The organism is Streptomyces sp. MI02-7b (assembly GCF_033793585.1).
In the GTDB taxonomy this organism is placed as follows: Bacteria; Actinomycetota; Actinomycetes; order Streptomycetales; family Streptomycetaceae; genus Actinacidiphila.
Genome location: NZ_JARAWX010000004.1, coordinates 407166 through 421958 on the forward strand (window position 1 = coordinate 407166; position 14793 = coordinate 421958).

Annotated in this window: 10 protein-coding genes; 4 read left to right on the forward strand and 6 right to left on the reverse strand. The window is 72.6% G+C overall.

Going from position 1 to position 14793, the window contains the following annotated elements; all coding sequences use genetic code 11:
- Positions 1-82 precede the first annotated feature (82 nt).
- Entirely contained in the window at positions 83-487 is a 405-nt protein-coding gene (locus tag PV364_RS08715) for a VOC family protein (protein ID WP_319659165.1), read from the forward strand.
- A gap of 135 nt (positions 488-622) precedes the next feature.
- On the forward strand, positions 623-2092 hold the full coding sequence (locus PV364_RS08720; protein WP_319659166.1) for an MFS transporter: 1470 nt from the start codon (positions 623-625) through the stop codon (positions 2090-2092).
- 115 nt (positions 2093-2207) lie between these two features.
- Here the strand turns inward: PV364_RS08720 and PV364_RS08725 are convergent, their stop codons facing one another.
- Together PV364_RS08725 and nrdR are read right to left on the reverse strand one after the other, a co-directional pair.
- The gene (locus PV364_RS08725) at positions 2208-5135 is read right to left on the reverse strand and encodes a vitamin B12-dependent ribonucleotide reductase (RefSeq protein WP_319659167.1); all 2928 of its coding nucleotides are present in this window, start codon (positions 5133-5135) and stop codon (positions 2208-2210) included.
- A gap of 127 nt (positions 5136-5262) precedes the next feature.
- Positions 5263-5775 (reverse strand): transcriptional regulator NrdR, encoded by a 513-nt coding sequence (nrdR, locus tag PV364_RS08730; RefSeq protein WP_319659168.1) that lies wholly within the window; start codon positions 5773-5775, stop codon positions 5263-5265.
- 603 nt (positions 5776-6378) lie between these two features.
- Here nrdR and lexA point away from each other — a divergent pair.
- Positions 6379-7149: a transcriptional repressor LexA gene (gene lexA / locus PV364_RS08735; RefSeq protein ID WP_319659169.1), complete on the forward strand. Its 771-nt coding sequence runs from the start codon at positions 6379-6381 to the stop codon at positions 7147-7149.
- Between the two features lie 75 nt (positions 7150-7224).
- On the opposite strand, the gene PV364_RS08740 is transcribed toward lexA, so the two are convergent.
- From PV364_RS08740 to PV364_RS08755, 4 genes are all read right to left on the reverse strand, one after another.
- Positions 7225-9225, reverse strand: a complete 2001-nt coding sequence (locus PV364_RS08740) for an ATP-dependent DNA helicase (RefSeq protein WP_319659170.1) — start codon at positions 9223-9225, stop codon at positions 7225-7227.
- A gap of 82 nt (positions 9226-9307) precedes the next feature.
- Entirely contained in the window at positions 9308-10084 is a 777-nt protein-coding gene (locus tag PV364_RS08745; RefSeq protein ID WP_319659171.1) for a GNAT family N-acetyltransferase, read from the reverse strand.
- A gap of 37 nt (positions 10085-10121) precedes the next feature.
- A complete protein-coding gene (locus PV364_RS08750; RefSeq protein WP_319659172.1) occupies positions 10122-11903 on the reverse strand; it encodes an IucA/IucC family protein in 1782 nt (593 codons plus the stop codon).
- 67 nt (positions 11904-11970) lie between these two features.
- Positions 11971-13356 (reverse strand): diaminobutyrate--2-oxoglutarate transaminase family protein, encoded by a 1386-nt coding sequence (locus tag PV364_RS08755; RefSeq protein WP_319659252.1) that lies wholly within the window; start codon positions 13354-13356, stop codon positions 11971-11973.
- 233 nt (positions 13357-13589) lie between these two features.
- Here PV364_RS08755 and PV364_RS08760 point away from each other — a divergent pair, with 233 nt between their 5' ends.
- Positions 13590-14777, forward strand: a complete 1188-nt coding sequence (locus tag PV364_RS08760; RefSeq protein WP_319659173.1) for a hypothetical protein — start codon at positions 13590-13592, stop codon at positions 14775-14777.
- The last annotated feature ends 16 nt before the right edge of the window (positions 14778-14793 follow it).

The window sequence follows — 14793 nt, forward strand, 5'->3', positions numbered from 1 at the left end:
CGCCATCCTATGGCCCACCAGCGGCCATTCCGCCCCACAGGGGAATCAACTCCCCCACAGGAAAAGCCAATACGATCACGACATGGATGCCCTGTACCCCCGCCTGCTCGTCGAGGACTTCGACGCCGCCGTCCGTTTCTGGACCGCCGCCCTGCGCGACCTGCTCGCGACGGAGCCGGTCAAGGTGCTGCCGGAAGCCGGATACGCCAACTGGGACCTCGGCGGACAGGCCGCGCTCACCCTCTTCTCCCGTACCGCGCTCGCCCGGACGATCGGCACCGAGACGCTGCCCGCCCACGCCCCCGCCCAGGACGCGGCGATGCTCGTGCTGCGGGTCGAGGACGTCGATGTCGCCGCCGGCAAGCTCGCTGCCCACGGCGCCGACGTCCTCGCCGAGCCGCAGGACCGGCCCGCCTGGGGACCGAACCTGCGAACCGCCCATCTGCGCACGCCCGACGGCTGCCTGGTGGAGCTCCAGTCGTACTGAGCCCGACGGGCCGTGGCGGGAGGGAGCCGAGAGCCGCCATCAAGAACCGAAAGAGATAGTCCCCAACAAAACCATCTGCTAGCGTCACACCTGGGTCCCGGATCCCCGTGTCCCCGGCTACCAGGAGACGACGCCATGTCCACGCGCACGCAGACCACACCGGAGCCGGCAGGCTTACGTTCCGCCTCCAGCGGCGGCCGCTCCCGCACGCTCGCCCTCGCCGTCCTCTGCGCCGGCATGCTGATGATCATCCTCGACGGCAGCATCGTCACCGTGGCCCTCCCGGCCATCCAGCGCGACCTGCGCTTCTCCCCCGCCGACCTCACCTGGACCGTCAACGCGTACATGATCGCCTTTGGCGGTCTGCTCCTGCTGTGCGGCCGGCTCGGCGACCTGTTCGGCCGCAAGCGGATGTTCGTGGCCGGACTCGCCGTCTTCACCGGCGCCTCGCTGCTGTGCGGCCTGGCCACCAGCCAGGCGGTACTGATCGGCGCCCGCTTCCTCCAGGGCGTCGGCGGCGCCATGACCTCGGCCGTCAGCCTCGGCCTGATCGTGACGCTGTTCCCCGAACCCCGTGAACGCGGCCGGGCCATCGGCGCGTTCAGCTTCGTCGGCGCCGCCGGGGCGTCGATCGGCCAGGTGCTCGGCGGCGTGCTCACCCAGGCCGTCAGCTGGCACTGGATCTTCTTCATCAACCTGCCCATCGGCCTGGCCGCCGGGGTCCTCGCCGTGCGCGTGCTCGCACCCGATCCGCCGCGGCCCGCCGCCCGCAACGCCGACGCCCTCGGCGCACTCCTGGTCACCGCCGGGCTGATGACCGGCGTCCTCACCATCGTCCGGACGGGCCGGCACGGCTGGGGCTCCGGTGCCACCCTCGCCCTCGGCGCCCTGGCCGTCGCGCTCCTCGCCGGCTTCGTGGCGCGTCAGGCGGCGGCGCGCTCACCGCTGCTGCCGCTGCGCATGTTCCGCTCGCGCGACGTCTCGGGGGCCAACGCCGTCCAGGTCCTCATGGTCTCCGCGCTCTTCGGGTTCCAGATCCTGATGGCGCTCTACCTGCAGAACGTGCTGGGCTACGGAGCCGCGGCCACCGGGCTCGCCATGCTGCCCGCGGCCCTGGCCATCGGGACCGTCTCACTCGCCTTCTCCGCCCGCCTCAACGCGCGTTTCGGCGAACGCCGCGTCCTGCTGGCCGGTCTCGCCCTGCTCGTGGCCGCCCTCGCCCTGCTGACCCGTCTGCCGGTGCACGCGGACTACGCCGTGCACCTGCTGCCGACGATGCTGCTCGCGGGCGGCTTCGGACTCGCCGTCTCCGCGCTCACCGTGCTCGGCATGTCCGGCGCGGGAGCGGAGGACGCGGGCGTCGCGTCCGGGCTGTTCAACACCACCCAGCAAGTGGGCGGCGCGCTCGGCGTCGCCGTCCTGTCCACCCTCGCCGGCTCGCGCACGCACACCCTGCTCACCGACGGCCACGGCACCGCGTCCGCCCTCACCGCCGGCTTCCGCCTCGCCTTCGGTACGGGCGCGGTGCTGCTCGCGGTGGCCTTCGTCCTCGCGGCCACGGTGCTGCGCCGTCCCCGGAAGGGTGCCGCTCCCCCGCCCGCGTGAGAACCACGCGAGAAGGGGAGGGGCGCCGGCCTCGCGCCGGCGCCCCTCCCCTCGAAGGTCACGCTTCCGGTTCAGCCACGCCGGGCGTCACACCCGGAGTGCCCCACCGCAGTGGTCAACTGCACCCGCTGGTCGAGCCGCAGCCCTCGCAGAGGTAGCAGCTGCCCGCACGGCGCATCTTCGTGCCGCAGGAGAAGCAGAGCGGGGCGTCGGCGTTGAGGCCGAGCTGGATCTCCAGGAGTTCGGTGGAGTTGTGCGCGGTCTTCGGCGCCGGGGCCGCGGCGGCCTCGGTGACGACTGCCTCGGGGGCCGCGGCCGGCTTGGCCGGCGCCGCCTCCGCCTGGCGCGGGGCGGACTGGGCCAGACCCTCGACGTCGACCTCCTCGGCGGCCGGCTCGTAGGAGCCGGTGTCGAGGTGGCGCTTGCGCTCCCCGGCGGAGTGGATGCCGAGCGCGGAACGCGTCTCGAAGGGCAGGAAGTCCAGCGCCAGGCGGCGGAAGATGTAGTCGACGATCGACTGGGCCATCCGCACGTCCGGGTCGTCGGTCAGACCGGCCGGCTCGAAGCGCATGTTGGTGAACTTCGAGACGTAGGTCTCCAGCGGCACGCCGTACTGCAGGCCGACGGAGACGGCGATGGAGAAGGCGTCCATCATGCCCGCGAGGGTGGAACCCTGCTTGGACATCTTGAGGAAGACCTCGCCGAGACCGTCGTCCGGGTAGGAGTTGGCGGTCATGTAGCCCTCGGCCCCGCCCACCGTGAAGGAGGTGGTGATGCCGGGACGGCCCTTGGGGAGCCGGCGGCGGACCGGGCGGTACTCGACGACCTTCTCGACGGCGGCCGCGGCCGGGGCCTGGGCCTCCTCGGTCTTCTTGTCGTCGTTCTTCTTCTTGGCCGAGAGCGGCTGGCCGACCTTGCAGTTGTCGCGGTAGATCGCGAGCGCCTTGAGGCCGAGCTTCCAGCCCTCGTAGTAGATCTCCTCGATCTCCTCGACGGTCGCCGACTCCGGCATGTTGACCGTCTTGGAGATCGCGCCGGACAGGAACGGCTGGGTCGCGGCCATCATCCGGACGTGGCCCATCGGCGCGATGGAGCGCTCGCCCATGGCGCAGTCGAAGACCTCGTAGTGCTCGGGCTTCAGGCCGGGGGCGTCGATGACGCTGCCGTGCTCGGCGATGTGGGCGACGACCGCCTCGATCTGCTCCTGCTGGTAGCCGAGGCGGTGCAGGGCCTGCGGGACCGTGTTGTTCACGATCTGCATGGAACCGCCGCCGACCAGCTTCTTGAACTTGACCAGCGCGAGGTCCGGCTCGATCCCGGTGGTGTCGCAGTCCATCATCAGGCCGATGGTGCCGGTCGGGGCCAGCAGGGAGGCCTGCGCGTTGCGGAATCCGTTCTTCTCACCGAGGCGCAGGACGTCCTGCCAGGCCTCGGTGGCCGCGGCCCAGACCGGGGTGTCCAGGTCGTCCATCCGCGGGGCGACGGCGTTGGCGTCGGAGTGCTGCTTCATGACGCGGTTGTGGGCGCTGGCGTTGCGGGCGTAGCCCTCGTACGGGCCGACGACCGCGGCCAGCTCGGCGGAGCGCTTGTAGGAGATACCGGTCATCAGCGAGGTGATGGCACCGGCGAGCGCGCGGCCGCCGTCGGAGTCGTAGGCGTGGCCGGTCGCCATCAGCAGGGCGCCGAGGTTGGCGTAGCCGACGCCCAGCTGGCGGAAGGCGCGGGTGGTCTCGCCGATCTTCTGGGTCGGGAAGTCCGCGAAGCAGATCGAGATGTCCATCGCGGTGATGACCAGCTCGACGACCTTGGCGAAGCGCACGGCGTCGAAGCGCTGGGTGCCCTGGCCGTCGTCGTCGAGGAACTTCAGCAGGTTGAGCGAGGCGAGGTTGCAGGACGAGTTGTCCAGGTGCATGTACTCGCTGCAGGGGTTGGAGGCGGTGATGCGGCCGGTCTCCGGCGTGGTGTGCCAGTGGTTGATGACGTCGTCGTACTGGATGCCGGGGTCGGCGCAGGCCCAGGCGGCCTCCGCCAGCTTGCGGAACAGCGCCTTGGCGTCGACCTCCTCGATGACCTCTCCGGTCATCCGGGCGCGCAGGCCGAACTTCTCGCCGTTCTCGTACGCCTTCATGAACTCTTCGTTCACGCGGACGGAGTTGTTGGCATTCTGGTACTGGACGGACGCGATGTCGTCGCCGCCCAGGTCCATGTCGAAGCCCGCGTCGCGCAGGGCGCGGATCTTCTCCTCCTCCTTCACCTTGGTCTCGATGAAGGCCTCGACGTCCGGGTGGTCCACGTCGAGGACGACCATCTTGGCGGCGCGACGGGTGGCACCACCGGACTTGATGGTGCCGGCGGAGGCGTCCGCGCCGCGCATGAAGGAGACCGGGCCGGAGGCGTTGCCGCCGGAGGAGAGCAGCTCCTTGGAGGAGCGGATGCGGGAGAGGTTCAGGCCGGCGCCGGAGCCGCCCTTGAAGATCATCCCCTCTTCCTTGTACCAGTCGAGGATCGACTCCATGGAGTCGTCGACGGAGAGGATGAAGCAGGCGGAGACCTGCTGCGGCTGGGCGGTGCCGACGTTGAACCAGACCGGGGAGTTGAAGCTGAACACCTGGTGGAGCAGTGCCCAGGTCAGCTCGTGGTCGAAGATCTCGGCGTCGGCGGGCGACGCGAAGTAGCCGTGGTCCTCACCGGCCTTGCGGTAGGTCTTCACGACGCGGTCGATGAGCTGCCGCAGGCTGCTCTCGCGCTGCGGCGTGCCGACCGCGCCGCGGAAGTACTTGCTGGTGACGATGTTGACCGCGTTCACCGACCAGGAGTCGGGGAACTCCACGCCGCGCTGCTCGAAGTTGATCGAGCCGTCGCGCCAGTTGGTCATGACGACGTCACGACGCTCCCAGACCACCTCGTCGTAGGGGTGCGTCCCCGGGGTGGTGTGGATGCGCTCGATGCGCAGACCCTTGCCGGGTGCCGCTCCCGCCGCGCCCGCCGTCTTGCCGGACTTGGCGCGGGAACCCCGTGCCGGGCCGCTCGTCGTCTCTGTCATGTGCCGCCTCCCAATACAGGCATTACATCTAAAACGCCTTGAAGCGCCGCGATCTTCCCGCGGCGATGCTGTTCCACGGCCGGAACACCCCTGCGGATGCCCGGCAAATCTGAGGTGTCCGCCGGCCCTAGTCGGCGGCGGCGACGGGCGAGGGGACAGCGCTGTCCCGGTCCCGTTCGCCGGTGTCGGTCGATGACCTCCAGTCGCGCAGCTCGGCGATCGCGGCCTCGAAGTCCTCGAGCGAGTCGAAGGCCTGGTAGACCGAGGCGAAGCGCAGATAGGCGACGAGGTCCAGGTCCTTCAGCGGGCCGAGTATGGCCAGGCCGACGTCGTGGGTCGACAGCTCGGCGCTGCCCGTGGCGCGCACCGCCTCCTCGACGCGCTGCCCGAGCTGGGCGAGTGCGTCCTCGGTGACGGGGCGGCCCTGGCAGGCCTTGCGGACTCCGGCGATGACCTTGTTGCGGCTGAAGGGTTCGGTGACCCCGCTGCGTTTGATGACCATCAGCGAGGCCGTTTCCACGGTGGTGAAGCGGCGGCCGCAGTCGGGACACTGCCGGCGACGGCGGATCGACGTGCCGTCGTCGGTGGTCCGGCTGTCGACGACGCGGCTGTCGGGGTGTCGGCAGAAGGGGCAGTGCATCGATTCCCTCTCCCTCCCTCACCCACGGTGAGCACACGACGATATGACGCGAGGAACCCCGGGGGGCCTCGCGAAGCAGCCACAAGCATAGGCGATCCGGGAGGGTCCGAAGACCCGGGGACCACTACTTGTGGGGCCTGCCCCCCATCCAACCACTAGATCTGGTGGCCTGGGGGTCATGTGCGCCAATCCGGCGGAGCGCGTGTCGCGCCCCGCCGACGGGACGGGAGCCTACGCGACACCACGCCTCACGGGAGCGGCGGGGCGCAGGTGACACACTGGGTGTACGGATCGTCACGGCTCGCGCATCATGGAACCCGGGGCGGCACCGGGCGGGCCGGGGAACCCGAGGAAGCGGCGGGGGAACGGCGGGGAAGCACCGGGGAACGGGCGTGCGGGCGGCAGGCCACCCGAATGCCGTGCGCGCAACGGGGATTGGGCGGCGGATTCCCGGGAAGAATCGAATTTGCATTCGATCTATATCATCGACTCCTTGATCTTGTCAGTGGAACTGTGGAAATTCACTCGAACGTGTGTTTGGCGCAACCTTTCGAAAGCAACTACCGTTGTCCTACTAGGGAGAACATCTCGAGAGGGGCCGCCGTGACCACCACCGCCGACAGCGCCACACTGACCGCCCATGACCGCCCCCAGGACCGGCTACGCCCGATGGATGCGATGAACGACGAGACCACCAAGCCCGCACGTGCGCTTCCCGGACGACCTCCAGGAATCCGCGCGGACAGTTCCGGACTGACCGACCGGCAGCGCCGGGTCATCGAGGTCATCAGGGACTCGGTGCAGCGCCGTGGGTACCCGCCGTCCATGCGGGAGATCGGCCAGGCCGTGGGTCTGTCGAGCACCTCGTCGGTCGCCCATCAGCTGATGGCCCTGGAACGCAAGGGGTTCCTTCGCCGGGACCCGCACCGGCCCCGCGCCTACGAGGTGCGCGGCTCCGACGCCGCGCAGGCGCAGCCGACCGACACCGCGGGCAAGCCCTCGGCGTCGTACGTACCGCTGGTCGGCCGGATCGCCGCCGGTGGCCCGATCCTCGCCGAGGAGTCGGTCGAGGACGTCTTCCCGCTCCCCCGCCAGCTGGTGGGTGACGGCGAACTGTTCGTGCTCAAGGTCGTCGGCGACTCGATGATCGAGGCCGCCATCTGCGACGGGGACTGGGTGACGGTGCGCCGTCAGCCGGTCGCCGAGAACGGCGACATCGTCGCCGCGATGATCGAGGGCGAGGCCACGGTCAAGCGCTTCAAGCGCGAGGACGGTCATGTGTGGCTGCTCCCTCACAACTCCGCGTACCAGCCCATCCCGGGCGACGAGGCGACCATCCTCGGCAAGGTGGTGGCGGTGCTGCGCCGGGTCTGACCCACGACCCGCCCGTGACCGGGCCCCGGGACCTCTGCGCCGGTTCCGGGGCTCGTCTGTGTGCGGGCGTGCGGGCTAGGAGGCGCCGGCCTTCGCCGCGGCGTCGATGGCGGCGAGCGACCTGCGGACCTGATTGCGGTCCGTGGTCTGCCAGAAGTCCGGCATCGAGGCCTTGATGAAGCCGCCGTAGCGGGCCGTGGCGAGCCGCGGGTCGAGCACGGCGACCACGCCCCGGTCCCCGGCCGCGCGCACCAGGCGGCCGGCCCCCTGGGCCATCAGCAGCGCCGCATGCGTGGCGGCGACCGCCATGAAGCCGTTTCCGCCCTTCTCCTCCACCGCCTTCTGACGCGCGCTCATCAGCGGGTCGTCCGGCCGGGGGAAGGGAATCCGGTCCATCACCACCAGTTGGCAGCTGTCCCCCGGCACATCCACGCCCTGCCACAGCGAGAGCGTGCCGAACAGGCAGGTGCCGGGGTCGGCGGAGAAGCGGCGGATCAGCTCGCCCAGCGTCTCCTCGCCCTGGAGCAGGATCGGGTGGTCGATCCGGCCGCGCAGCGCCTCGGCGGCGGCCTGGGCCGCCCGCATCGAGGAGAACAGTCCGAGCGTGCGGCCTCCGGCCGCCTCGATCAGCTCGGTCAGTTCGTCCAGCATGTCCTCGCGGCCGCCGTCCCGGCCGGGCTGCGACAGATGGCGCGCGACGTAGAGAATGCCCTGCTTGGGGTAGTCGAAGGGCGAACCGACGTCGAGGCCCTTCCAGACCGGGAGTTCGTCCTCGCCCTCGGCGGCCACGGTGCCCTCCGGCGGGAGGCCGAGCGAGGCCGCGACGCCGTTGAAGTCGCCACCCAGGCGCAGCGTGGCCGAGGTCAGCACGACGGAGCGCTCGGTGAACAACTTCTCGCGCAGCAGCCCGGACACGCTCAGCGGGGCGACCCGCAGCGAGGCGCCGAAACGGTCGTGGCGCTCGTACCAGACGACGTCCCACTCGGAGCCCTCCACGATGCGCTCGGCGACCTCGTGGACGTTCTCGGCCGAGGCGAGCGCCATCTTGCGGACGGCGTCCTCGTCCTGCACGGAACGGTCGCGGGTCTCACCGAGCGAGGTGATGACCAGCCGGCAGGCGTCGCGCAGCGCCATCAGGGCGTAGCGCAGATCCTCCGGCAGCTCCTCCAGCCGCCCGGGGAGGGCTAGTTCCATCAGCCGCTCGAAGCCCTCGGAGGCACTCATCAGCGCGTCCGCGGCCTTCTCGTTGACCAGCTTGGCGGCCAGCCGGACCGTGCGGTTGACCCGGCCGGGGGCGAGCTCGCCGGTGGCGACCCCGGTGACCCGGGAGACCAGTTCATGGGCCTCGTCGACGATCAGCACCTCGTGGGACGGCAGGACCGGCGCGCCCTCGAGCGCGTCGATCGCCAGCAGCGCGTGGTTGGTGACGACGACGTCGGCCAATTTGGCGCGCTCACGCGCGGCCTCGGCGAAGCACTCCGCGCCGTACGCGCAGCGGGAGGCGCCCAGGCACTCCCGGGACGTGACGGCCACCTGCTGCCAGGCCCGGTCGGAGACGCCGGGGGTGAGGTCGTCACGGTCGCCGGACTCGGTCTCGTCCGCCCAGTCCCGCAGCCGCAGCAGGTCCTGGCCCAGCTTGCTGGTGGGTGCCGCGGCCTCGAACTGGTCGAAGAGGCCGGCCTCGCCCGTGTCCTCCTCCCGCGGCACGCCCTCGTGGAGCCGGTGCAGGCACAGATAGTTCGACCGGCCCTTGAGCATCGCGAACTGCGGCTCCCGCCGCAGCAGCGGATGGAGGGCGGTGACGGTGCGCGGCAGGTCGCGCTCCACCAGCTGGCGCTGCAGCGCGAGGGTCGCCGTGGCGACGACCACGCGCTCCCCGTGCGCGAGGGCGGGCACCAGGTAGCCGAGGGACTTACCGGTGCCGGTGCCGGCCTGGACCAGCAGGTGGGAGCCGTCGTCGACGGCTTCGGCGACGGCTTCGGCCATGGTGACCTGGCCGGGTCGCTCCACGCCGCCGACCGCGGTGACGGCGGCGTGGAGGAGGTCGGTGAGGGCGGGCTTCGCGGGCTGTGTCATAGCAGGACCACCCTACGGGGCAGCACCGACAACGCAGGCGGCCGCGGCATTCCCCGGGGCCCGGCACCCCGCGCCGTCCGCCTCAGAGGACATGCCGCAGGGTGCGCTCGCGGATGAGCAGGGCGGCGCGTTTGCCGGGCATCTGCACCTCCGCCGAGAACCGGAACCCCGCGGCGAGGAAGGCCGACACCGAGGGGGTGTTGCGCAGGTCGGGCTCGGCGACCACCCGGGCGCAGTTCGGCCGGTGCTCCAGGACGTGATCGGCGACGGCGCGCAGCAGGATGCCGCCGAGGCCGCGGGCGCGGTCGGAGACGCGGCCGATGAGCAGGTGGAGCCCGGTGTCGTGGGGGCGGGCCGGGTAGTAGCGGGCAAGGGGGTCCAGGTCGGCCCGGTAGATCTCCCAGTAGCTCATGGGGACGCCGTCGAGTACGCCGATGCACGGCACGCTGCGCCCGTCGCCGTCGAGCTGCGCGCGCAGGTGGCGCTCGGCGACCGAGGGGGCGCCCGCGAGCTGCCAGAACGCGGCGACGGCCGGGTCGTTCATCCAGCGGCTGACCACCGGCAGGTCGCGCTCGGCCCGGACGGGGACGAGGTGGAAGGTGCCGGCCCGGGTGTCCACCGGGCCCCAGTCGGCGACCCCGTCGAGGAGGTCGTCGAGGGCGGCGGGGCGGCCGGCGCGGTCGTCGGCGGTGACGTCCTCCGCGAAGAGGGCGCGGAGCTCGGGGGGCAGTTCCAGGTCCAGGGTGTCGTCCGGGCCGGGGGTCGCCGCGGCACCGGCGTCCCCGGGGGTGCCCGGGTCCCGCGAGGTGGCGGCGCGGCCGGTGCGGCCGGTGTGGGTGTTGGAGTCGGCGGCCGTCATGGCGGCTGCTGCCTCCTCTCTTCGTGGCCTCCCGCGGTCAGCCGCGGAGGGGGTTGGGGACGGTGACGTACACGGACTGGGTGTCGACGGGGCCGACGAGTTCGTCCAGGCCGTGCAGCCGGGTGAGCAGGTTGGCCTTGCACCGCAGCTCCGGTGCCTCCAGCAGGTGTGCCGGCAGCGGGGAGCGGCCGCCGGCCGCGGCCTTGCCGAGGAAGCCGCGGAAGGCGGCCAGCAGCACGCGTTCGTCGGCGAGGCGCTGGGAGCCGAAGGCCCCGATGAGGCCGAGGACGTTGTTGATGCCGAGGTAGTAGGCGAGGCGCTCGTCGGCGACGGTGTCGGGGACGAAGGTGTCGCTCGCGGCGCCGACGCCGGGCAGGCGCGCCTCCAGGGCGGTGCGGGCGCTCTCGCGGAAGTAGTAGCCCTGGTTGTCGCGGTAGCGGCCGCCGGCCGGCCAGCCGTGGGCGTCCAGCACGACGAGGGTGTTCTGCTGGTGCGCCTCCAGGGCGATGCCTCCCTCGCCGTCCAGCCACAGCACCGGGCGCACAACCGCGTCGAGGTAGCGCAGGAACCACTCCGCCGACACCGCCGCGGCGGGCCGTCCGCTGCGCGCCGCCAGAGCCCCGACGAGTTCGGCCAGGCGCGAGGGCATGCCCGGTCCGCCGTCGGGCGCGGGCCGCGGCGCGGTGAGGCCGGCGAGGCAGGCCACGTCGTCGGCGGGCCCGAAGGGGTTGTGCCGTACGACGACGTCGAGGCCCCGGACGGGCGCGCCGCCGTCCGGGGCGTCGACGGCGAGCCAGGCCGGGTCGCGCACGATGTCGAAGCCCGGGTGGGCCAGGTGCCAGCGTTCGGCGAGGCCCGCTCGCAGCAGGCGGTGCACCTCGACGCCCCGGTGGAGTTCCTTGCGGAGGTTCTCGCGACGGGAATTGGTGATGCGCACGGCGAGGGAGAGCTTGAGCATCGCGGACGCGCCGGGCCGCAGGACCGTCCGCACGGAGGACGTCGGGTACCAGGGATCGCCCGCCGTGCCGAGGTCGTGCAGCAGGCCGGCCTCCAGCAGCGCCCGCACGCCGGGCCGGGGCGCGAGGTCGCGGGCCTGCCAGGGGTGCAGCGGCAGCGGCACGGTGCCGGGCGGGAGCCGCCGGACGACGTCGGGGCCCGCCAGGCCGGCCATCAGCAGGGGGGCGGGTACGGTGCGCCCGCGCTCGGTCCACGCGGAGTCGCAGGCCAGGACCGCGCGGTCCACGGCGGCCCAGTGCAGGGCGAAGCTGCCGCGCTGTTCGGGCGCGTAGGCGGCGGACTCGGCCTCGCCGAGGCCTTCACGGCTCTTCGGCGTGGGGTGCAGGGGGTGGCCGAGGACGAGGGCCTGCTCGGCGTCGAGGAACGGGATGGTGCCGGTCGGTGCGGCCGGGCGTGCCCGGCGCTCGGCGACGATCGCCGCCGTCCGCCGGACGGAGTCCGCGACCCGCGTCACCAGGTCGGCGCCGTCGGGTCCGGGGGCGGTCGCCTCCCGGGCGAGCAGTGCGGCGAGGGTCACGGCGCCGACCGCCTGGCCCGCGGCGGCCAGGCGCGGGGGGCCGAAGAGGTGGTGGCCGGTGGGCGACCAGTGGCGGACCGGCACGCGCAGTTCGGTACCGGTCGCCGGCAGCGGAACGCACAGGGTGCCGCCCTGCGGGGCGGGCAGGCCGGTCTCCCGTACCCAGCACCGCAGCAGGGCTTCGGTGCCGGCCGCGTCGGCGACGGCGTACGGGTCGCCGGCCTCCTCGTGCCGGACCTGCGGGGGGACCGTGGCCGGGGTCCCGACGGCGAAGCGTGCGGTCATGCGAGGGCTCCTGAGGGATCGGCGTGGCGGCGCGCGCGGCCGGCGGCGTCCGCGGTCACGAAGGGCTTCACGTCCGGCTCGCGGCGGCCGCCGTCAGCGCGTCGGCCAGGCGGTCGAGGACGGCCTCGGCCTGCTCGTCGGTCATGGTGAGCGGGGGCAGCAGACGCACGACGCTCGCGTCGCGCCCGCCGAGTTCGACGATCAGGCCGCGGTCGAGGGCGGCGCTGCGGACGGCGGCGGCCAGCCGGGATGCGGTCGGCGGGACTCCGTGGACGGTGGCGGTGCCCTCGGGGTCGACGAGTTCGACGCCCAGCATGAGACCGCGCCCGCGGACGTCCCCGGCGCAGGGGTGGGCCGCGGCCAGGTCGCGCAGCCGGGCGAGCATCCGCGCCCCCAGGTCGGCGGCGCGGGCCGCGAGGCCCTCGCGGAGCACGTGGGTGAGGGTGGCGGTGCCCGCGGCCATGGCGAGCTGGTTGCCGCGGAAGGTGCCGGCGTGGGCGCCGGGCCGCCAGACGTCGAGGTCCTCGTGGTAGACGACGACGGCCAGTGGCAGGCTGCCGCCGATGGCCTTGGCCAGCACCATCACGTCCGGCACCACACCGCTGTGCTCGACGGCCCAGAAGGCACCGGTCCTGCCGACGCCGGTCTGCACCTCGTCGGCGATGAGCGGGATGCCGCGGGCCCGGGTGACGGCGCGCATGCGGCGCAGCCAGGTGTCGGGGGCGGGGATGACTCCGCCCTCGCCCTGGACCGGTTCGAGGAGCATCCCGGCGGGTGGCCGGATGCCGCCCTTGGGGTCGTCGAGCAGACTCTCCGTCAGCCGGGCCGACAGTTCGGCGCCGTGGTCGCCGCCGACGCCGAACGGGCAGCGGTAGGCGTACGGGTACGGGAGCCGGGTGACACCGGCGTCGGCGGCGCCGCCCGCCGCGGCCCGTACGGCGGTGTCGCCGGTGACGGCCAGGGCGCCGGCCGTCATGCCGTGGTACCCGCCGGAAAAGGCGAGCAGGCCGTCGCGTCCGGTGGCGGTGCGTACGAGCTTGAGTGCGGCCTCGACGGCGTCCGTGCCGGCCGGCCCGCAGAACTGCACCCGCGCGTGCTCGGCGAGTTCGCGGGGCAGCGTCTCGAACAGCGCGGTGGTGAAGGCGTCCTTGACGGGCGTGGCCAGGTCCAGCACGTGCAGCGGGGCCCCGGAGTCCAGGACGGCCCGGATGGCCTCCACGACGACCGGGTGGTTGTGGCCGAGCGCGAGGGTGCCCGCGCCGGAGAGGCAGTCGAGGTAACGGCGGCCGTCGGCGGCCTCGATGGTCATCCCGTGGGCGCGCACGGGCACGACGGGCAGCGAACGGGCGTAGGTACGGGCCGCCGACTCGCGCAGCGACTGCCGTCGCAGGATGTCCTCGGCGTCGCCGAAGTCCTCCTCGTGCACCGCCAGTCGGTCCGGTGCGCTCGGCATGGCGGCCACGTGCTCACTCCTCGGTGTCGGGTGCTGCGTCCCCGCAGCTACCAACGACGGCACACGCGCACGGCAACTGTCTGTGCCGGAGATCTCGCGCCGGAACCGTCCGGGCGGCCCGTGCCGTCCCTTTTCCCGGGGCATACGACGCCCAGGAGAGGGCACAGTGGGCACAGTTGGGCATTGCCCTTCAGCGAGCAACCGACATGTTCACAACAGGGGGATCGCAACCGATGCCATCGATACGCCGGTTGACCGCGGCTGCGACAGCGGCCGCCTTGCTCGCCGTCACGGTGACCGCCTGTGGCGGGTCCGACGACAACGCCGATGCCAAGCCCAGCCCCACGGCGGCCGCGTCGTCCGGCGGCACCGGGCTCCAGCTGCCCTCCGGCCTCCCCACCACCCTGCCCACCAGCCTCGACGACCTGGACAAGTGGGCGGACGCGCTGCAGAACGGCGGCTGGAAGGACTGGGACAAGGACAAGTGGCTGCGTGACGCGGCCGACTTCGTCAACCCCGTCATCAAGGACCTCTGGGACGCCGACCGGCTCCGCAAGGCCGACGAGACCCCGGACGACGAGCAGACGGCCGACGTCCGGCAGGCGGACGACGGCACCACCGACCGCGAGCCCGCCCCGATCAGGGCGCAGCGGCTGGCGACCCCGTTCCACGACGCCTCACCGGCGACCGGCAAGCTGCTCTTCGACATGCCCGACGGCCAGGCGGTCTGCTCGGCGACCGTGGTGAGCGACCCGGCGAACCCCGGCAGGAGCAACCTGGTGTGGACGGCCGGCCACTGCGTGCACGCGGGCGCCGCGGGCGGCTGGTACCGCAACATCGTCTTCGTGCCCTCCTTCAACGACGAGGGCCTGAGCGGCACGGCACTGCAGAACGCCTCCAAGGAGCAGCTCGCACCGTACGGCACCTGGTGGGCGACGAAGGCCGGCACCTCGCAGCAGTGGATCGACGGGGGCGGGGAGTCCTCGGAGACCAGCTCGGCCTACCCGTACGACTTCGCGGTGCTGAAGGTGACCGACCCCGATTCCACGACGTCCCTGGAGGAGACGGTCGGCGCCTCCGTGCCGGTCTGGTTCGACGCGCCCACTTCGGCGGGCATCGACTCCATGGACGTCCGCGGCTACCCCGCGGCGGCGCCCTTCGACGGCTACGGCTACCAGCAGTACCACTGCGCGGGCGACCCGGTCCGGCTGGCGCTGACCAAGGGCGCGCCGACCATGCACTGGCTCGGCTGCACGATGACGGCCGGCGCCTCGGGCGGCGGCTGGTTCGCCAGGCGGCCCGACGGCAGGCAGGCCCTGGTCAGCAACACCTCGATCGGCCCGCAGGACAGCCCCCGGTGGCTGGCCGGACCGCATCTGGGCTCCGAGGCCGAGTCGCTCTTCGACGCCGTGCGCGGATAGCGCCCGGCGGGAGACG

Bases quoted from the DNA above. Each gene is read 5' to 3' on its own strand.
- PV364_RS08740 (WP_319659170.1), bottom strand. From the start codon at position 9,225: ATGACACAGCCCGCGAAGCCCGCCCTCACCGACCTCCTCCACGCCGCC.
- PV364_RS08755 (WP_319659252.1), bottom strand. From the start codon at position 13,356: ATGCCGAGCGCACCGGACCGACTGGCGGTGCACGAGGAGGACTTCGGC.
- PV364_RS08760 (WP_319659173.1), top strand. From the start codon at position 13,590: ATGCCATCGATACGCCGGTTGACCGCGGCTGCGACAGCGGCCGCCTTG.
- PV364_RS08715 (WP_319659165.1), top strand. From the start codon at position 83: ATGGATGCCCTGTACCCCCGCCTGCTCGTCGAGGACTTCGACGCCGCC.
- PV364_RS08750 (WP_319659172.1), bottom strand. From the start codon at position 11,903: ATGACCGCACGCTTCGCCGTCGGGACCCCGGCCACGGTCCCCCCGCAG.
- PV364_RS08720 (WP_319659166.1), top strand. From the start codon at position 623: ATGTCCACGCGCACGCAGACCACACCGGAGCCGGCAGGCTTACGTTCC.
- PV364_RS08745 (WP_319659171.1), bottom strand. From the start codon at position 10,084: ATGACGGCCGCCGACTCCAACACCCACACCGGCCGCACCGGCCGCGCC.
- nrdR (WP_319659168.1), bottom strand. From the start codon at position 5,775: ATGCACTGCCCCTTCTGCCGACACCCCGACAGCCGCGTCGTCGACAGC.
- PV364_RS08725 (WP_319659167.1), bottom strand. From the start codon at position 5,135: ATGACAGAGACGACGAGCGGCCCGGCACGGGGTTCCCGCGCCAAGTCC.